Origin of the sequence: Maribacter sp. HTCC2170, from assembly GCF_000153165.2 — a bacterium.
Taxonomy (GTDB): domain Bacteria; phylum Bacteroidota; class Bacteroidia; order Flavobacteriales; family Flavobacteriaceae; genus Maribacter_A.
Genome location: NC_014472.1, coordinates 2,912,804 through 2,931,862, shown reverse-complemented (window position 1 = coordinate 2,931,862; position 19,059 = coordinate 2,912,804). Strand labels below are relative to the sequence as shown.

Sequence of the window (19,059 nt, the reverse complement as noted above, 5' to 3'; positions counted from 1 at the left end):
TTTTTCTACGACATTCTCGTCAGCTTGCCGCAACAGCTAAAAATTACTCTGCGAGATAATTTCTTAGCCCTTGCTAACCTCTCGTCTTGATTGAAGCTTTTCTTTATGTACTTCTAACATTATGTCAAATAGGATTTCAACATCGTAACCAGTAAGGATTTTATTTATCTTTTTTTCTTGATAAAAAAAGAAACAAAAAAATCAAGGCTTACAGATAATTTTAGAAACAATGTACGGCTCAGTCGCTATATTTTAGGATCCATTGTAACTCTTAAGACTGCTTTAAGGTATAAGCATCTTTTCAACTGTAAAGAAAAATAGTAACCAGCCCCCTAAAATATGGCCGCTCCCCTCGCCTATTGTTTAGCTAAAATTCTCTTAGGCCAAATTCAACATCGCAATCCAGTTTTAAATAGAGTATTAGGACTATAACTCCACTTAATCGTTTCTGCCTATACATTAAGAGCTTTTATCTTAGCCTTTGGATTCAATAAATAGCGTACTGGGCGAGTCTTTTTTAGTAAAACCTTATCCTTAACTGCAACTTTTAACCAATCATCTATTTGTTTTGATGCTAATTCAAAATGATTCAAAATTTCTTCCCGATTGAATTCTTTATCTTTAAAATAGGATGATGATTTATAAATAAATAAGTCATAAAATGTTATTTCCTCAACTCTTATTTTATCATTATCAGGGCTTAAAGAGGTTTTAGACTTTATTACGATAGATTTAACTTCACTTTCATTAACTATATTAGATTCTTCTATTTTAATATTATAATTGAATAAAGAACCTTGAGCTTTTATCGATTTATCTTTAGGATTAATAATATTTGAAACATTAAATCCTTCATGCAAAAAACGCCCTCCTTTTCTTACTATTTCAAAATTCCCTTTATTTGTTTTATTCTCAATTGGTTTAACAACCCATAATGGTGCCCAATTATTCTTTAAATTTTCGTTTGCGCCTTCCCAAGTTCCTCCTTTAGTTTCAGATTTCACTACAATAGCCGCTTGAGATAAAATATAAATAAATTTATTTCTACCCATAGCGTTACCAACATTAAATCCAACTTCTGGATTAAATGGAGAAATTAAAACAAGTTTATTGTCAATAATATGTTTTCTATAGATTGACGATGAAGATTTTTTTATTAAACTATCTGCTACTACACCTAATGCATAACCATTACATTCAAGAATACCAGTCATGGAATGTTCATCTATTCCTCTTGCTCCACCCGATACAACTCCATAATTTTGAGCATATAATTGCTTAACTATATCTTTTGTGACTTTAATATCTGTTTCAGAAATATGTCTTGAACCTACAATTCCGATATAATTCTTATTCAATAAGTTTTTGTCCCCAATACCAAACAATATGGGCGGAACTCTATCTTTTAGCTTGTTTTTTAAACTGTTAGGGTAAAATTTATCACTCCTATTAATAATCCAAACACCGGCTTTTGACCATTTCTCTAATCTAATTGCTAAAGCCATTTTTCGGTCTAACAACTCTATAATTCTGTTTTTTGGAATAGTCGTATCATTCCAATTAATTAATAGTTTATTTAAATCTATAGTTAAAAGGTCTTCTGGTTTAAGTTTTTTGGACTGTAACCAGCGTACCATTCTATTCCACTCTAATAGAGATAAAGGCTTATTTTTTTTATCTGAATCCTTTGAAAAATAAGAGGTTAAAAGTAATATGGCTTTTGTACGTTCTGAAATCATTTTATTAGCTTACTGATGTTGAAGTTAAAGCTACTGGATAAACCAAACCTGAACCCGATTTTTTTAATAGTGTTGTTACAATTGTAAACGTCCAACCAGAATCTATAGCATCATCTACCAAAAATACAGGTTTATTCTCAACATCTTCTTCAATGTGAAAAACACCATCTAAATTATGACATTGATGAAAACTATTTTCTTGCTCCTTTTGTGGCTGTGTATCTTTCACTTTTAATATTATGGGCCTAAACGGTATGCCTAATTTTTCTGCTAAGCGTTTTGCGAAATCGGGCACTAAATCTGGGTGCCGTAATGATGGAATACAAGTTAGCCATTCTGGATATGGGTCTGGACACCAACGTTCTACAATCATCTCATTCATTGCATCCACTAATTCATTTCTAAAGAAACCTTGATGTTTATCGTTAGCAACAATATTCCCCCAACCAGCATCTCCCCAACGTGATAATACTTTACCTTTTTCGGCTATTAAATTATTTAACCTCCCGCTCCATTCATATATGGGTAAGGCATTTGCAGCAATTTGTTTTCTCGGCAAAATATCGAATTCCGAGTGTTTCAAATAAATAGAGGCTTCAACTGTATTATTATGAGAAACCATATCTGGTATTGTTTTTATACCTAGACAATTCGAACATTTGCCACATGGTTCTACATTTGGGTCATCTAATTCTTTTTGCAAAAACGTCATTAAACACTCCTCTGTTTGTATATAGTCTTGAACCGTTTTCCATTCAAATAGACGTTGATTGGTTAAACGCTCTATTTTGTCTGTATCCATAGTAAAAGATACAGCTGAACGCTTCCATTTTGTGCCTTCTTTAATGATTGGAGAAGGTTCTTCTACTGTTAAATACTTTATTGTTTTGTCTATTTGACCATGTTTTATATTTAGTACTTCCTGTAATTTAGGGATTGACAAGCCATCGTGGTCTATTAAGGCTTTTAATATATCTTGTACCACATGTTCTGGCGGAAACGCAGATTCCCTAAAATACTGGTGCACATCAGCATCTTCTTGTCCAGATAATAAAATACCATAGGCAGTATTTATAGCACGCCCTGCACGCCCTACTTGTTGGTAATAACTAATAATTGAATCAGGTGCTTGAAAATGAATTACAAAATTTAAGTCTGGTTTATCATAACCCATTGCTAATGCTGTAGTAGCAACCAATACTTTTAACTCGTTATTATACAAAGCGTCTTCTAAAACTTCTCTGTAAACCGCAGTATTTTCAAAATTTTCATCCGTTACTCCTGAATAATATGCAGCAGCATCTATATTACAATCATTTAACCATTGTGTTACAGTCTTTGCATCACGTTTTGTTAAAACATATATTATTCCACTACCATTAAGATTTGGGATGTTTTCTTTAAGCCATGCCAATCTAGATGCTTGGTCTTTTAGAATTATGTTTTGAAGTTTTAAACTTTCTCTGGTTAATGCTCCTCTTAAAACATTAATGCCACCTAATTGCTCTTTAATATCGGCAACTACTCTGTCATTGGCTGTAGCTGTAGTTCCTAAAACGGGCATTCCTTTTGGCATAACTTTCAAAATACCAACAATACGTCTGTAGTCTGGTCTAAAATCGTGACCCCAATCCGAAATACAATGGGCTTCGTCAACTACAAACAAACCTATTTTATTTGCTATAGGAAGTAGTATCTCATTCATAAAACGTTCATTCGCCAAACGTTCAGGAGAAATTAAAAGTGTATCAATATTGTTTCTTAAAACCTCCGCCTGTATAGTTTTCCAGTCTTCAAAGTTGTTCGAATTAATACTAGCAGCCTTAATACCTAAACGTTTCGCGGCTTCTATTTGGTTCCGCATCAATGCCAACAAAGGAGATATAATTATAGTTGGTCCTTTACCTTGGTCCCTCAAAATTCTAGTACTGATAAAATAAACTGAACTTTTCCCCCAACCCGTTCGTTGTACGACTAATAATTTTTCCTTATTTATCGTAAGTTTTTCGATAGCTTCCCATTGTCCTTCCCTAAAGGTCGCGTCTGGTAAATCAAGTGCTTTTCTTAAAAGTGCAACTGCTCCGTTTTTATCCATACCTTATAATTCAATAAGAACCTTTAATACAAACCTTAGACTTCCCATATTATACTAATGATAGTTTTATACTGCTTAGTTGGAATACAATATTCCATAAAATCTGAATCTTCTTGATTTTCATTTAATTTAAACCAAGTTGAGCGGCTTATTTCTTGAGCTTTTTCATTTCCTTTATAAATAAATTCATAATCCCCATCAATATATTCTTTTGCAACGGAATCGTCGGGTGGAGAAAGTTTGGTTACATCTTTTAGCCAACCTTTTAAATCGGGGGATTTTCTCCAATATCTAACTACCCCATCGGAAATGAAAACAACTAATAATGGAAAAACATCTAAAGTTATTAATCTATAAACTACAGAGGTTAAGCTAGTTTGAAATCTATTTGAAATTCCCTTTATTAAAGATGGACTAAAAGGTTTATGTTCGATAAACTTTCGAAAAACAGTTTCTGGCATTAATAATTCTGATGCAAAATCGTTTGCTTCAAATTCCTGTAACCCCCTTTTTGCTTGGTCTTCTACCTTAAACCAATTAAGAGTTTTTGAATTGTCTGTGTGAATTTCTAATTTCTCGTGTAAAAAATAATGTCCTAATTCGTGAGCCACTACGTAGCGAATCCTTTGTGGATACGGTATTGAGGAGTTTACTTTAATTATAGTTTTTGTTTTTCCTCTGATAATTTTTCCATCTGCATTTTTTAAAGGCTCACAAATAAAAAGTATACCAAAACCACTAACTAAATCTGAATTTGTAATTTCTGTTACTTCATCAAAACCTATTTCATTTAGGACTTCTTTAGCCTTATTTTTCCCTTTACTGTTCGTTTTCAAGTAACTCAATTATTTCAATTAAATTTTGGTCTTTAATTATCTCTTTTATTTCATCAGGGCCTAGCTTATCGAGTTTATTATACTGCACTACCAATTGATTTTCCTTAATCAGATTATTCAAATAAGCAATTGGTTTTTCTAGCCCCTTATTTATTGCTTCTTGAAACGATTCTGTTGCTTTAAGTAGAAGGTTTTCATTTTTTTCTTTGTTTATGGAAGAACGAAGTTTAAACTTTAATTGCTTAATTAACTTGTCCTGACGCTCACTATTATCATCTAAATTGACTCCGTAATCAGATAAACTTTTGCGAACATCATCGATATCCTCAAAAAGATAATTTTCGGTAAAACCTTTATCTATTATTTTTTTAAGCTTATCCATTTTTCTTTTAACTTGATAGTTTTTCTAGAAAGTCTTTTAACAGTATTGTTTACTTCTGAAGTATCTATTCCGCATAATTCAGCTATTTCTTTTGGCTTATAATAGCCGGCTAGCCAACATTCAAACACTTCTATCTCTAATTTGTCAGATCCTTGCTCCCTCAAAGATTTGAGTGAGTCTTTTGATATATCTTTAAAATCTATATCTGGAGGTTCATCTTCCGTTTCGACTTCATCTAATTCAATAAACTCGTTTACTTCAATTAGGTATATTTCTTGTTCTTTAGGTTGCAAATCTTCTTCTTCATTCTTTTTATTTTTTTGCTTTCTAAAGAAGTTATATAAATCACTTTTTAAAGACCCGAAAATAAATTTTTCAAAAGAAGTCTTTTCCTTGTCCCAATTTCTAATTCCTGTAGAAGCTTTAACCAGAACATTATAACAGAAATCAAGATAATCAAACCCTTCCCTTACTTTCTCTGATTTGTTATAAAAACGAGTTCGAACGTAGTTCTCCATCCTATCTAAAAGTTCATTCAAATCGATAGAATCAAGATGTTCAAGAATTTCTTTTTTACTCGCTAAAGCCATATTTCACTAGAGTATGCTCATTGTTATTAAAAATTATCCATCTGAATGGCAAAAAAACCAAGCCTATGAGCATATACAATTGTAGAACAGTATCATAGGGCTACTCATTTTTTTAATTCGTGATGGAAAAATATGAAAAATTGTGAGCATTTACTTATGAAACATAAATATTAATCTTATAAAATATAAAAATGGCTAAAAATCCACCAACAGGAGACAACGCAAGAAAAGGAGCTGTAAAAGGTCGTTCCCAAGTTTTAAATCCAAAAACAAACCTCTTTGTAAAGAGAGATGCTGAAACAGGAAGATTCATGGATGTGAAGACTACAGGAGGTAAGTTTAAGGGCGTTAGAAAAGAAAAGTAAGCCTAAAATCTCTCGGGCTCTATGTGAGAGAATTGTTTAACTATCAAAATTTGAAATTATGCATTTAAGCAAATTTTCAAAAGATGAGATTAGTATTTGCCAAAAAAATTTGTGCTTCACGGCTAAAGGCGAACAGGCAAAAACAATAGGAACAATTGTTACCGTTGCTTTTGGCTTATTAGCATTGTCAGTATTACTAAAATCATAATTAGTTAATGTCCTTAGCAAGACTATAAACTGCTTTTTAGAATAATATTATGGAAGAGAAATTTAAACAAAAACAAGAATACCTTGATGCTGATAACAGTACGGGCAAAATTAAAATAGAGAAGTTATGTTCTTTAATTGAAAATCACCCTTACAAGGAAGCTATTTATAAAATGTTTGATGTTGAGAGTATTAAAAATGAATTCATTGCTATTGAATTCATTGATTTGATTTACAAAAAAATTAATCATTTTATAACAAACTATAATCGTTATAAAGTTTTAGCAGAGACGAAAGATATTAATGTATACGAAGAATCCGTTTCTGGAAGTAGCGACACCAATATTATTTTCAATTTTGAAGAGTATGTTGATATTGATGAAGTGAAAGAAAACTTAAAGGCAATTGCTTTATATGATTCTAAAAATACATTTTTAGACGAGTATGCCATGACCAAATATGCTAACAACTTATTTAAAATCGGTCAAGCTTCACTTGCTAACTACAATGTTCAGTATTTTAAAGAAATGGCCAAGAATAGTGACGGATACAATAAGGAGAGGAGCTATCGCTTAGTTGACCACAAAGATGTTACTTACCTACGTGGTATTACATCAAGCCGTTATTATGAGTATGGAATTGATTTTACTTTCGTTGTTGGAATGCTAAGTCTATATAAAAACATGAAAGCTAATCTTGGCATTGAATATAAAATAACAAGCGCAGCAATAAGTGAGTCAAAACTAGAAATCATTGTTTCTGAAAGACATACAAAAGATGCGGGTAAGTTTGGGCAAGTGTCAACAGCTGTTAAAATCACTACAAATGATTTAGGGACTGGTTCTTTAAATTTTGTCAATGTTATCAATGTTATGCAAAAGGATTCTACAGGTTTCTATCTAATACCAAAGAAAGATTCTATGATAGAAAATAGTTCGTTGGTCATAAATCATAATACAAAACCAGAGAATGTTTTTGTCTTATTGAAAGAAATGGATGGCATACTTAACACGACGGATAATTTTATTGCAGAATTGAATAGTGTAAAGGCTATCAAAAATCCAGATGAACTCCGAGTAAAAATTCTCTCTAAAATTCAATCACCTAGAAGCAGTTTTAAGTCTATTACTAAGCTTTCCGATATCTTCAACCGAAAAATAGATAATGAAGTTAGTAATTTTAAAAAGCTCTTGGTAATGTGTAATAAGGCAGAAGAGTTACATCTAGATTATGATTTAAAAGATAAATTACGTTATATAATTTCTGATGTGATTCTTTATGGTAATTATAGAGATAATTAATCTACATAGTAAAATTCTTCCATTGTAATCGAGACAGCAAATATGAGTAAATGAACTTTTAATAATAATCTCATTCCACACACATTACACTCCCCTCCTATCGTCGGCTCGTATAATAAGTGTTCCATTACCTTTTTAAAGAAGATTTAGAAAGAAAAAAAGGGAAGATTGTAACAACTTTCGCTTTTAACCAAAGCTCAAGTTACATAACGCGGAACATTATGGAACAAAATTGTTTCATAATCCAAGGTTATATTAAATGGCGATAAGTTATATGTAATTCAATACTATTTAAAAGAAGTCAATACCTGTTAATTGGAATCGTAATATAACTATCATGATACCATTTAATTAGTAAAGGTTCTTTAGCATCTAAAATAGTTTCCTCACTTACCTCCTTGCCTGTTCCGTAGTTAATTTGTGTAAAAGGATTTTTAATTCCGTTTATTAGAACAATAATTCGACTTCCTTTTTTAATTTTTTTACTGGTCATTCTAAAATTGCGAATGGGTATTGAGGTCTTTTCATTTGGGTTAAGTAATTTTCTGTTTTCTATATCCTTAGATAAACTAGCTCTAGTAGTAAAAGGCAATGTTAAGCTGAAAAATTTTCCATCTGACGTTTGCTCGTAAAGTAATACGTTGCAATCAAAATCTTTTTTATTAATGGAGACATTTAAAACTCCGCTTACAGCACCACTAAGTTCTACATCTTCTTCAAAGGGGTCTGTTACAAAAGAAAATCCTTCTCCCACTGTCAAACTTTCTAGTACTATGCTGCGATCTCCGCTTAAATTCCAAGAAAATCGACCACGATCTGAAAAATCAATTTCTTGTTGAATATAACTCGTAGCGTCTGAATCATTAGACAAACTAAAATGTTCATTAATACCCAAATTCCCAGTATTGTAGGTTGATTTAAATGCTACGCCAGAACGCTGTTTACCAAAATATACCTTTAATGAATCTGTAGCTATTTTATCTAATGATGATACGTGTTTCCAAGTATTTGCTCCCATCACTTGATAATTTATTTTATCCTTTAAAATTGTAGGTTTAGGAGCATCTTTAAAAATATAATCGAACCAATCGAAAATTAAATTGGTAATATTTATTTGCGCTACCGGATCTATGGAATACCCTAAAATGTTTTTTTCAGGAATCTGTTGCGCTCCAAAATGTGAATATGGACCTATCACGAGATAGTGTTCAGCGTTCTTATTGTATTTGTAATGAGATTTTAAGTAGTACATAGATCCAAACTGTCCGCCATCATAATACCCTGTAGTACTTAAGACAGGAATATTAATTTGAGAAAAATCTTCTTTATACAAGGTTATACTTTTCCAATAATCATCAAATGCAGGATGTTCTAATTTTTGATTGAAACCGGGGTTTGGTGTTCCTTCTAAACTATCCAAACGCTTATAAGCTACTCCTTTTTTATACCAATCGAAATACAAATCATTCCAACGTTTGCCATTATAATAAGAAACAGTATCTAAGGTTTTGTTATTGGTTACATAATGCCACCAAGGATAATGAAAGTTTAAATTAACGCCGTTTTCCATGGGCTCGGCAATACCAGGAGCAGCAGCTACAGATGGTACAATAGTTTTTAACGCTGGATGCACTTTATCTTTCATAGAAGCCCATTGCACATAACCTACATAGCTACCACCATACATACCTACTTCATCATTGCTCCACTCCTGCTCTGTAATCCAATTTATGACATCGTACACATCGTTACCTTCATGAACATAAGGAGTTATTTTATTTGGACTTAAGTTTTTACCTCTTGTATAAGATACAACACCTACATATCCTTTCTCTGCAGCTTCAAAGGCTTTATTAATATCTGATTTACGTGTATATATAGTGTGAAATAATATGGCTGGTTGTAGTTCTTTTTTAGCTTTACTTCTAACTATTATTGCAGATATTTTAGCACCGTCTCTAGTTGAAATTAGAATAGAATCTTGCACAAAATACTCTTTGCCTTCTCTACTAACTTTTCTTGGCTCTTGCTGTACTTCTTTTATAGAATTACAAGAAGCCAACGATACAATTAGCAGGAATAAAATGACCTTAAATATTTGAATTGATTTCATTTTAATGATTGCTTTATTTTGAATATTCAATTAATTCCTCGGTATAAGAAAAACCGTCTTGAACTTGAGTCATTTTAATAAAGTTTTTAATTGCTGGAGCGTACAACCAAACTTCATCTGTTTTTGCATTGTAACCTCTAGAATTTGAAACAGTTCCTTTGTATTGAATAGTATAAGCCATAAAGATTCCTGCGCCAACGGTTTCTTCTTTAAAGGATAGCACTTCTACATCTTGACTTTGCGCTCCTGTAGTTCCATCTTGACTTGTCCAATTTTTCTCATATTTCCACTTCTTTCCTACTTCTAAAGGCCATTTGTATTTTGGTGTTTCGCTTTCTTCCGGCTTTACTATGTCTGCTAATGGAATAGTGTCGTTGTCTATTGTCATGCCTAATACACCATCCGAAATCACTATTGCTCTAGTATCTTCTCCGTCTGAACGTATTTCTCCTGCAGTTGTTTCTCCTTTGTATTTCCAAGTCCATTTTTCTCCAATAGTATAGTCGGATAGCGTTGGTTGTTTTGCGATTGCAGCATTATTTTCACAGTAAGAAAATGACAGTGAAATTAGAGTTAAAGAGATAACTTTCGTGAATTGATATGCTATTTTAAAATAATCCATAATATGATTTTTAATTAGTATAGCACAAAGTAAGCGTGTTGGTTTTAATCAAAAAAGGAAAAGTACAGGAGCGTAAATAAAGGCAATTGAGCGTTAGAAATCTAATCGATTATTCCTTTATAAACTATTCCAGTTTTTAAACTTAACAGATTGCCTACTAGATACTTCTACTTTTTCTCCAGTAGTTAATATAATTTGTAATTTATTATTGAAGTATGGGTGGATTTCTTTAATGTAATGTATGTTAATTATTTGGCTTCGATTAACACGGAAAAAAACTTTTGGGTCTAATTTCTCAGCTAATAAATTTAAAGAACGCTTAATCATCGCCTTGTCCAATCCAAAATAAAGCCGTGCATAGTTATCTAAAGATTCAATAAAATGAATATCGGATAGTGGAATAAAATGACAATTTTCACCGTCTTTTATGAATATCTTTTGGTGCATTGATAAGGTTCTAGGTTCTGATGTTACCCTTTTTGATAGTTCTGTCTTTACCTTTTCAATAGTTTTAGAAAAACGTTCATCTCTCAAAGGTTTAACTAAATAATCCAACGCATTCATCTCAAAAGCTTTTACGGCATACTGGTCATATGCTGTTGTAAAAACTACGTTTGGCACTTTTGTTAATTCTTCCAATAAATCAAAACCAGATTTCCCTGGCATGTGAATATCTAAGAACAATATATCGGGCTCTAATTCTTCAATTGCAGCTATGGCTTCATCTACATGACTTGCTTCACCAATAATTTCAAACTCTTGATGTTTTTCTAATGCACGCTTTACTTCTTCTCTCGCCAAACGTTCATCATCAATGATTATGGTTTTATATCTTTTCATTGTCTATGTTCATTGGAATTATTAATTCAGCGCATACAAGGTCATTTTCTTTCTCTGTTAGACTAAAACTAGCCCTTCCTTTATATTGAATCTCTATGCGCTTGTTTAAGTTTTTTAGACCTAACCCAACACTTTCATTATGATTCATAATTCCAGGGCTCTCAACTGAAATTTGAATATTGTTATGATGTTTTTTAATCTTTAGGAAAACTACACCACCACCTACGGTTAAATCGATTCCATGTTTAATCGAATTTTCGACTAGCAATTGAATACTTAAAGTAGGAATCATATAATTTATTACTTCGTCATCAATATTAGTTTTTAGTTGAAGTCGTTCTTCAAAACGCATTTTTTCTAATTCAATGTAATCATAAACTAAAGAAAGTTCATTTTTAATAGGTATTAAACCTTTGTCTTTTTCATATAACGATGAACGTAATAAATCTGATAATAAATCAATAGCTCTTCTAGCAACTTTAGGGTTTTCGATTACTAATGATTTAATAGAGTTTAAAGAGTTGAATAAGAAATGTGGATTTAATTGAGCTGATAAATTATCTAATTGGGTTTGTTTAACTATTAAAGATAACTGTGCATTTTCTTTAGCTGTTACAACTTCTTTTTGATAATAATGATACAAGTGATATGCCAATATCCAAATTGACATTAAACGTAGTCCAGTTAGTAATATTGGATCCCAAAAAAGTATAGATTCTATAAAGTTTTTATCCTCGCCAGCAATAAAAGTCCAGTAAGCATGCCATTTTAAATTGTTCATTAACACATATAGAACAGCTAATAAAAGTATAGTAGGCACTAAACGGAATAGTAATGGTTTAATAGGTAAATTACTCCATTTTGCTTTTAAGGCAAATCGCCTGTAGCTATGTGTCAATACTATACCTATAGAGATGTCTAATATATAATTTAACAACGTATAAAAAACGCCATAACTATCTCTTGTATATACAGTATATGCCCAATACAAAGAAACGATACTCCAGCCTAATAATTGGCATTTCCAATAAAGAGATATTCTAGTATTACTATTATTTGTTTTTTTGATAATATCCATTCTTAGGTAAAACAACGAAATACTTTTAAATAGTGAAAGGAAAAGTACAGGAACGTAAGATATAAGGTTTAGGTGCTTTTTTATATAATGTTATAGATTCTAGCTCAAGAGACAAGAAGATTAAAGAAAACCTAATACCATTTTACTTAAACTTTGCATCCGCATCTCTGCCTTTTTAACAAAAAGAGTATTCCATTAAACCGAAGAAGAAACTTTATAGATGAAAATTATAATGAAAGTGAAGTGTCCTACCGTAACACAGTATGGTACAATTGTTTTAATACATAAACCCGATACAAAATCGGGTTTATGAATGTAATGTTAGGTTTATTGTTTTTATGACAATTATTGTCCTACAAATGCAGGCATGACGGTTTCAAAAATGGGTTTCATTATTTTGTCATCATCCCTGTCGTGACCTGAGATGACAATGGTTAAGTCAAGTTCTTCTACGACCATAACACGTTGTCCGCCACCTCCCCAAGCCAGTGTCATAGTATAACTTCTATTGCCAACCTGAACCGGTGTATAGTACCAAAAATATCCATATAGATAATTCTTGGGCATCCAATCTATAGCCGGTCTTAAAATTCCACTAGTGGCTTTGGCAAGATAGGCTTGGGATATGAGTTGTTCACCGTTTAATTTACCATTATTGAGAACCAAATTACCCAATTTGAGCATGTCGCGAGACATTATACTTGCACGCCAACCTGCTTCTGGCAAACCACTAACATGATTTGACCATTTATATTCTGTAATGCCAAGCTTGTCAAGTAGCTCAGTTTTAATAAATTCTTCAGCCGTTCCTGGAACAACGGCGTCAATAACAGACATTACTAGTATTGGATTATAATTTCCGTACAAATAGGTTTGAGACTCATCAGTAATGGGCTCGGAGTATTCAAGTAAAGTCTGAACCAACCCCTGTCCTTTCAAACGAACAGAATCATTTTCAATTTCTTTCCATTTTTCTCCGTCAATCGTCAATCCACCTTCCATGGTCAATGCCTTATGCAGTGTAATTTTTTCAGCTCCTTGGGTGAATTTATTAGGATCTAATTCTTTCAAGAAATGAATCAAAGGTTTGTTGAGATCTTCCATGGATAGATAACCCATCTGAATTGCTCTACCTAAAACCATACTGGTATATCCTTTAACGGCAGATGCTTGTCCATGAGGCAAGTTAACACGCCCTTTTTTATAATAGGATTCAAAAACTAATTTGTTTTTGTGTGAAATGAGTAGAGCATCATAACTCCCATATTTGCCTTCAAAAATTTCCTGAGCTACTTTGAGAATGGCATTTTGAGCATTGCTATTTACTGATAACGTATCAACTGATATTCCATCTTCTCTGTCGGCTGGTGTTTGACTGATATATGCATTATTGAGATGTGGAATAGACCAGAATGATACCCCTTGGTCATCACTTGAAACATGATTCATCAAGGATGACAACCAAGCGACACCGCGAACTGCTGTCGTAGGAAATGCGGTTCCATGGGTGCCAGTTATCACTTCTTTTAATACCGACAAACCGTTATCTCTTCTATCATTTAATAATTTAATAAACGCATCGATAGGTTCAATCACCTTCTCTTCTTCTAATGAACCATATGTAATAAAAACATTGGCATTAAGGCTCGAATTTTTATTTGACGCCTCGAAAGGTCCAAATTTAGTATTGAGTTCAGTTAAATAATCAACTTCACCTCTAACTGTTGGACTCCCAAGAATGTAATTGTTAAAGGTATCTGGTTGAGACATGAGTATATATGCACCAAATTCACCACCAAGGGAGTATCCAAAATAAGTGCGACTGTTTGGATTAGTTCTATAGGTTGCGTCAACATACTTCATAACATCATTACGAATAAAATCTACATGATTATTCGCTTGCCCCATTTGATATTTTTCTTGAACTTCCGGTTTGCTGTGCTTACTTATCGAGTAATCACGAAACCTACTCACATGGGTTCCTCTTTCGTTTTTTAGCTCCTCATTGATATCTAATTGCCAGGAAATTCCAACTAGAATAACATCTTCTAATAAATATGCTGTAGCACCAGATAGCATTTCGAGATGCCACATTGCATCGGTATAATAAAGGACAGGATACCTTTTATTAGGGTCCTTAGCATAATCTTCGGGTAACTCTATATACAATTCATAGTTTCTTTCTGTTTGGGAGTCTTTTATTGGAACTACCTGGATTTGTGGTAATACTAAGGAAGATATTTCACTATTTTCTTGAGCAAAACCTATATTTATTATGGCAAGAAAAAGGATTACTAGTGATGCTCCTGTTTTGTTTTTCATCGTTTTATTATTTATTAATACAGGATAAAAGTATTGGATAAACCCTATTTTATATAGTAAACAGGATAAGCATAGAAATTAAATGATAAATTCATTTCATCATTGATATAGGCCTTTTATAAGAAATTAAGAAAGTTTGTGTTTGATCGCAGTACTTTTGTCCCTTAACGAAAAGCATGATACAAAAGTTTTTGAAAAATACCATACTCATTAACCTGGGTGCATTTTTGTTGGTGCTACTCCTTGAGCTATTTAGTAATTTGATTATTAAAGACAAATTAGGTTCTGATTATGCGCTATTTGTTCACAGTTTGAGTTATACTGTGCACATCATGGGAATCATTTGGGTCAATCATTTTATTCTCATTCCTTATTTCCTTGACAAGAAACGCTATATATTATTTTCAATACTTCTTATTGCCACCATCTTTGTTGCAATTTCTACCAAAGGTAATTTCAGCTATGACTGGATAACTATTTCTAAATTTTTCTTCTTTTTTTTATACACTACTGGAACTGGAATGGCAGTTTTCTTTTTGAGAAGAAACATACGTATTCAAAGCGAAAATAGTGAAAAGGAAAAATTGCAAAGAGAGCTGGAATTGAACTACCTAAAGGAACAAGTAAATCCTCATTTTTTATTCAATTCATTGAATAGTATTTACGCCCTTTCCAGGCAGCAATCTACCGAAACACCCGAGGTTGTAATGCAACTTTCAGAATTAATGAGATATCAATTAGAAAGTGCTAAAAAAGACTTTGTTTCACTGAAAGAAGAGTTAGAATTTATAGAAAATTATTTACTGCTTGAAGAAAAAAGGTTAAGCAAACGCTGTATGATTGAATTTTTAATTGAAGGAGAATTATCAAATTATAAAATAGCGCCAATGTTGCTCATTCCATTTGTTGAAAATGCGATTAAACATGGTGCACAAGCCACCAATGAACAGAGTACAATTGATGTGAATGTTGCCATTAAAAATACCAAGCTTCATGTTAATGTTGTAAATTCAAAACATACTATTGCGGCCAAATCGACAAGAACAGGAATGGGACTCGAAAATGTGAAGAGACGATTGAATCTATTATATTCGAATGCTCATGTATTAGAGATTAATGATATGGAGAAAGAGTATCATGTGAATTTAACCATTGACATAACAGACTTGGAGAAATGATTAAAATAGCCATAGTTGATGATGAATTGTTAGCACGTGAAGTGTTAGAAGAATATTGTTCTAAAATAGACAACTTTGAATTGGTCCTAAGCACGGGGAATCCTATTGAATTCGTGAATTTTATTCAGCAAAATAAAGTTGACCTCGTTTTTTTGGATATTGAAATGCCGGAACTTAATGGGATGGGGATTTTACGTTCGATGATAAAGTCACCTAAAGTTATTTTAACGACGGCATATTCTGAGTATGCGTTAGAAAGCTATGATTTTGGCGTGGTGGATTACTTATTGAAACCGATAAAACTTGAACGCTTTCTTCAAGCAATAAATAAAGTTTCAACTCTAAAAATATCAGAACCCAAAACGAATAGCAAAAAAGAAGAACTTACCATAAAACATGACGGATTACCGGTAACTGTCCCTTTTAGATCGATTCTCTACATACAAAGTTTCGGAAATTATTTAAAAATATTTACAGATACTAGAATGTATCTTATCTCCGAGACACTTATTAATATCACTACTTTATTATCTAAAAATTTCCAACGTACACATAAATCATACATTGTCAATTTGAATAGAGCTACAAAAGCCACTCGAACGCATTTACTTATTGAAGATAAAAAGGTACCTGTGAGTGCTATGTATAAGGTTGCTGTTTTTGAAAAGTTGGAAGCTTGAAAATACCCGTTCTAATTCTAACCCAATCCACGCACATTACACTTCCCTTCTATCGTAGGCTCGCAAAATAAGTGCTTTTTCACCTTTTAAAAGGAAACTTTTTTGGAAGAACGATTTAAAAATAATGAGCACCATATACTTTATTTTACCAACGCAAAGTATCATAACACAAGACATTATGATACAGATTTATTTATACGAAACCACTTAGTCATACATTGTAATGATCCAATCATTTATAGTCTTAATATACTCTGGATGAATTTTTGACCAGTATGGGAAATCTGATTCCTCATCATAACTCATAGAATGTGAAGTTTTGTCAAGTAGTATAACTTGGTATTCCTTATTTTTTGCCCTTTCCAAATATTTTGAAATTATCTTATAGCTATTCGCAGGAATAATTTCGTCTGACATACCTTGTATTATGAGAACCGGTTGTTTGGTTTTTTCTAAATGAGGTAATGGACTGTAATTTAATTTCTTATCTATCTGTACTTCATCTAGTTTAGGAAGCCAAATCTTAGAAATCCATTTTTTGTGTTTTAAGCGATAAATCTTTTCTTCCAATGTTTTTCGAGGTAATTTTCCTGAAATATGTTCAAAAACGGCTTTTTGGATTTGACTGGCTTCTGTCAAATCATCACCAATCAGTTCTGAATTTCGGTTTTTCCAAAAATTAAGATCACTTTCCAGCAATGAACTACCCGGACAACTTATCATAACGCCATATCTTAAATGAGTTAGTTTATTTAGAATTAAGGGAACCTTGGTTGCACCTTGACTACTACCCATAATTCCTATATTACCCAATGGAATACCTGTCTTGTACGAAAAATGTCTGATAGCTGCGATATCATCTAAGGCCAATTGCTCGATTGAAGTAGGTTCCCACTCCCCTTCTGAATTACCAGTACCTCTTTTATCATAATGAAAAAGGGTATAGCCATTTTTAGCTAAGATTATGGCCTCTGCTCGCGATGCACTTCGGTCTTCATGTCCTGAAGATGTGAGTAGTACCAAGCCCTTTTTTCTCTCTTTCTCAGGATACCAAATACTCCCCTGCAATTGATTGCCGTGTGACTTGAAAACCACTTCTTCTTCCCTAATATCATTTAACTGTATTGGGGACACCTTTCTTAGTTGATATTTTGTAGTATCCGTCTTAACAATTAGACTTCCTTCGACTATGGAATACTCCTTAATCCATTTATTTTTAAAATAATAAGTGTACCGGTCACTCTGTAATAAGAAGCTTATCGAATCTCCAAGTACGGTGACATTTTGAGCAGGAATACGAACTGCCTTCTGCGCTAAACTGCTGAAAAAAACCTTAAATTCATTCGTGTTTCGTTCGATAGTAAATTGAATACTATCAGAGAAATTACCGTGCTTAAATTCTCCTCTGAAAGTACCAGCTTTATTCGGCCTCAAAGTATCATACTTTTTCCCACAGTATAGAAAGCAGAAAGTTATCAGAATCAAGAAGAGTTTACTCATGTGTTTTTTGTTTTTTTAAAACCGTTCCATTGTTTATAAGCTAAAAATCCAATTAAAACTGCAATAGTCGCAATAAGAAGGTATCCGTTCACAGAAAGATTGAATAATTGAAATATTACAATGAGTAAGCTTCCCAAGACCCATGCTACATCTAATAGAATAATAAGGTTGACTAATATATTATTCGTAGTTCGTTTTGAAGAAAAAAACCAAACAAAACAAGAAAATATAATGAGGTTAAGCCCAATAGCATCTAACAAATACCCATTACCTGTCAAATTCAAAAAATTATTTAAGGAACCTGAGAAATGAGCCAAGGATATGCCGGTTACCATGGAAAATACGCTGTTTATTCGTAAGTATATTTTTAGTTCATTCATAATAGTATCAATTATAGAATTTGTCTTTAAAATTGAGGATCAAAGCCTCTTCTTAAAAAGGCTTCCTTTGGTTTATGAACCTTCAGAGCCCTATCTGAAAAAGTTTGCCAGTTTTTTTGAAAGCCAAGAAATCCGAAACTTATCATTCCAGTGGTTCCATGCACATGAACATCCAAAACATAACCACGTTTTACCAACCCGGTTTGGGTAAGGTCCAAAGCATCCCAATCTACTGGTTTGCCAGTCCATCCTTCATACGGGTATTCATGGCCACCTTTTGTTTGGTACAACGATATGATATCCAGAGTCAGGCCAATAATTCCATAGAGGATTACCATCACTCCGATTAATGCAAAAAATAAGGTGAAATATTTCATCACTCTGCGGTATTGGGTTCAACAGTTAGGCGTTGCATACGTATGACCTTCTGATTGGATTCTGCGTGCATGTATTGCCGCATGGTTTTAAACCCATGTTTTATATAAAACGGTTTTCCAATTTTATTTTGGTCGAAGACCTCTACTTCCAACATTTTGTGAAAGCTCTCGACATATTTTAATAAACTAGTTCCAATACCCTTTGATTGAGCATTGGGGTCAACAAACAACCCCCCTATTTCATTGTCCATCATTGCAATAAAACCTAGCACAGTGTCCGTATCTTCAAAAACCCAGGTTTTGGAATTCGGAATGAACATATCTCGCATCATCATCTTTACCATTTGAACAAAGTTTTGACTTAAAAATGGATGTGCTTTTGTTTGTGCATCGTACCAAATGGTCATTACATCTTCTAGATCACTATTTTTATATTCTCGTATCATTGCTTCCT

General features: G+C 32.7%; 17 protein-coding genes. 4 read left to right on the top strand and 13 right to left on the bottom strand.

The features are described from left to right. Positions 1 to 452: 452 nt before the first annotated feature. From FB2170_RS12845 to FB2170_RS12825, 5 genes are read right to left on the bottom strand one after another with little or no spacing between them, the layout of a single operon-like run. Positions 453 to 1,739: a DNA-processing protein DprA gene (locus FB2170_RS12845; RefSeq protein ID WP_013307003.1), complete on the bottom strand. Its 1,287-nt coding sequence runs from the start codon at positions 1,737 to 1,739 to the stop codon at positions 453 to 455. A 4-nt stretch (positions 1,740 to 1,743) separates the two neighbouring features. Continuing rightward, entirely contained in the window at positions 1,744 to 3,834 is a 2,091-nt protein-coding gene (locus tag FB2170_RS12840; protein WP_013307002.1) for a RecQ family ATP-dependent DNA helicase, read from the bottom strand. A gap of 35 nt (positions 3,835 to 3,869) precedes the next feature. Further along, positions 3,870 to 4,670, bottom strand: coding sequence for an ImmA/IrrE family metallo-endopeptidase (locus FB2170_RS12835; protein WP_013307001.1), 801 nt, complete (start codon positions 4,668 to 4,670; stop codon positions 3,870 to 3,872). Next, positions 4,654 to 5,052: a hypothetical protein gene (locus FB2170_RS12830; RefSeq protein WP_013307000.1), complete on the bottom strand. Its 399-nt coding sequence runs from the start codon at positions 5,050 to 5,052 to the stop codon at positions 4,654 to 4,656. The genes FB2170_RS12835 and FB2170_RS12830 overlap by 17 nt, the downstream gene beginning before the upstream one ends. Further along, complete coding sequence (locus FB2170_RS12825) at positions 5,031 to 5,642, bottom strand: hypothetical protein (protein ID WP_013306999.1); 612 nt, start codon at positions 5,640 to 5,642, stop codon at positions 5,031 to 5,033. Before FB2170_RS12825 ends, FB2170_RS12830 begins: the two co-directional genes overlap by 22 nt. A 191-nt stretch (positions 5,643 to 5,833) precedes the next feature. Between FB2170_RS12825 and FB2170_RS17435 the strand changes: the two genes are divergently transcribed. Both FB2170_RS17435 and FB2170_RS12820 read left to right on the top strand, forming a co-directional pair. Continuing rightward, a complete protein-coding gene (locus tag FB2170_RS17435; RefSeq protein WP_013306998.1) occupies positions 5,834 to 6,007 on the top strand; it encodes a hypothetical protein in 174 nt (57 codons plus the stop codon). Between the two features lie 257 nt (positions 6,008 to 6,264). Further along, a complete protein-coding gene (locus FB2170_RS12820; protein WP_013306996.1) occupies positions 6,265 to 7,515 on the top strand; it encodes a hypothetical protein in 1,251 nt (416 codons plus the stop codon). A gap of 301 nt (positions 7,516 to 7,816) precedes the next feature. Here FB2170_RS12820 and FB2170_RS12815 read toward each other — a convergent pair whose 3' ends face one another. The 5 genes from FB2170_RS12815 to FB2170_RS12795 form a co-directional block, all read right to left on the bottom strand. Continuing rightward, entirely contained in the window at positions 7,817 to 9,628 is a 1,812-nt protein-coding gene (locus tag FB2170_RS12815; protein WP_041633224.1) for a CocE/NonD family hydrolase, read from the bottom strand. 13 nt (positions 9,629 to 9,641) lie between these two features. Further along, the gene (locus FB2170_RS12810) at positions 9,642 to 10,250 is read right to left on the bottom strand and encodes a hypothetical protein (protein ID WP_013306994.1); all 609 of its coding nucleotides are present in this window, start codon (positions 10,248 to 10,250) and stop codon (positions 9,642 to 9,644) included. A gap of 117 nt (positions 10,251 to 10,367) precedes the next feature. Then, positions 10,368 to 11,090, bottom strand: a complete 723-nt coding sequence (locus FB2170_RS12805; RefSeq protein ID WP_013306993.1) for a LytR/AlgR family response regulator transcription factor — start codon at positions 11,088 to 11,090, stop codon at positions 10,368 to 10,370. Further along, positions 11,077 to 12,168: a sensor histidine kinase gene (locus FB2170_RS12800; protein WP_041632848.1), complete on the bottom strand. Its 1,092-nt coding sequence runs from the start codon at positions 12,166 to 12,168 to the stop codon at positions 11,077 to 11,079. Before FB2170_RS12800 ends, FB2170_RS12805 begins: the two co-directional genes overlap by 14 nt. A gap of 345 nt (positions 12,169 to 12,513) precedes the next feature. Then, a complete protein-coding gene (locus tag FB2170_RS12795) occupies positions 12,514 to 14,490 on the bottom strand; it encodes a serine hydrolase (RefSeq protein WP_013306991.1) in 1,977 nt (658 codons plus the stop codon). Positions 14,491 to 14,666: 176 nt separating this feature from the next. Between FB2170_RS12795 and FB2170_RS12790 the strand changes: the two genes are divergently transcribed. Both FB2170_RS12790 and FB2170_RS12785 read left to right on the top strand, forming a co-directional pair. Further along, positions 14,667 to 15,668 carry a sensor histidine kinase gene (locus tag FB2170_RS12790; RefSeq protein ID WP_049782653.1) on the top strand — a complete coding sequence of 334 codons (1,002 nt, stop codon included), beginning with the start codon at positions 14,667 to 14,669 and terminating at the stop codon, positions 15,666 to 15,668. Continuing rightward, on the top strand, positions 15,665 to 16,348 hold the full coding sequence (locus tag FB2170_RS12785; protein WP_013306990.1) for a LytR/AlgR family response regulator transcription factor: 684 nt from the start codon (positions 15,665 to 15,667) through the stop codon (positions 16,346 to 16,348). The genes FB2170_RS12790 and FB2170_RS12785 overlap by 4 nt, the downstream gene beginning before the upstream one ends. A 207-nt stretch (positions 16,349 to 16,555) precedes the next feature. On the opposite strand, the gene FB2170_RS12780 is transcribed toward FB2170_RS12785, so the two are convergent. From FB2170_RS12780 to FB2170_RS12765, 3 genes are all read right to left on the bottom strand, one after another. Beyond that, positions 16,556 to 17,848 (bottom strand): alpha/beta hydrolase family protein, encoded by a 1,293-nt coding sequence (locus tag FB2170_RS12780; protein WP_013306989.1) that lies wholly within the window; start codon positions 17,846 to 17,848, stop codon positions 16,556 to 16,558. A 406-nt stretch (positions 17,849 to 18,254) separates the two neighbouring features. Continuing rightward, complete coding sequence (locus FB2170_RS12770) at positions 18,255 to 18,605, bottom strand: hypothetical protein (RefSeq protein ID WP_013306987.1); 351 nt, start codon at positions 18,603 to 18,605, stop codon at positions 18,255 to 18,257. Continuing rightward, a complete protein-coding gene (locus FB2170_RS12765; protein WP_013306986.1) occupies positions 18,605 to 19,051 on the bottom strand; it encodes a GNAT family N-acetyltransferase in 447 nt (148 codons plus the stop codon). Before FB2170_RS12765 ends, FB2170_RS12770 begins: the two co-directional genes overlap by 1 nt. Between the last annotated feature and the right edge of the window lie 8 nt (positions 19,052 to 19,059).

Bases quoted from the DNA above. Each gene is read 5' to 3' on its own strand.
- FB2170_RS12845 (WP_013307003.1), bottom strand. From the start codon at position 1,739: ATGATTTCAGAACGTACAAAAGCCATATTACTTTTAACCTCTTATTTT.
- FB2170_RS12780 (WP_013306989.1), bottom strand. From the start codon at position 17,848: ATGAGTAAACTCTTCTTGATTCTGATAACTTTCTGCTTTCTATACTGT.
- FB2170_RS12830 (WP_013307000.1), bottom strand. From the start codon at position 5,052: ATGGATAAGCTTAAAAAAATAATAGATAAAGGTTTTACCGAAAATTAT.
- FB2170_RS12815 (WP_041633224.1), bottom strand. From the start codon at position 9,628: ATGAAATCAATTCAAATATTTAAGGTCATTTTATTCCTGCTAATTGTA.
- FB2170_RS12785 (WP_013306990.1), top strand. From the start codon at position 15,665: ATGATTAAAATAGCCATAGTTGATGATGAATTGTTAGCACGTGAAGTG.
- FB2170_RS12805 (WP_013306993.1), bottom strand. From the start codon at position 11,090: ATGAAAAGATATAAAACCATAATCATTGATGATGAACGTTTGGCGAGA.
- FB2170_RS12795 (WP_013306991.1), bottom strand. From the start codon at position 14,490: ATGAAAAACAAAACAGGAGCATCACTAGTAATCCTTTTTCTTGCCATA.
- FB2170_RS12810 (WP_013306994.1), bottom strand. From the start codon at position 10,250: ATGGATTATTTTAAAATAGCATATCAATTCACGAAAGTTATCTCTTTA.
- FB2170_RS12765 (WP_013306986.1), bottom strand. From the start codon at position 19,051: ATGATACGAGAATATAAAAATAGTGATCTAGAAGATGTAATGACCATT.
- FB2170_RS12800 (WP_041632848.1), bottom strand. From the start codon at position 12,168: ATGGATATTATCAAAAAAACAAATAATAGTAATACTAGAATATCTCTT.
- FB2170_RS12840 (WP_013307002.1), bottom strand. From the start codon at position 3,834: ATGGATAAAAACGGAGCAGTTGCACTTTTAAGAAAAGCACTTGATTTA.
- FB2170_RS12790 (WP_049782653.1), top strand. From the start codon at position 14,667: ATGATACAAAAGTTTTTGAAAAATACCATACTCATTAACCTGGGTGCA.
- FB2170_RS17435 (WP_013306998.1), top strand. From the start codon at position 5,834: ATGGCTAAAAATCCACCAACAGGAGACAACGCAAGAAAAGGAGCTGTA.
- FB2170_RS12820 (WP_013306996.1), top strand. From the start codon at position 6,265: ATGGAAGAGAAATTTAAACAAAAACAAGAATACCTTGATGCTGATAAC.
- FB2170_RS12825 (WP_013306999.1), bottom strand. From the start codon at position 5,642: ATGGCTTTAGCGAGTAAAAAAGAAATTCTTGAACATCTTGATTCTATC.
- FB2170_RS12770 (WP_013306987.1), bottom strand. From the start codon at position 18,605: ATGAAATATTTCACCTTATTTTTTGCATTAATCGGAGTGATGGTAATC.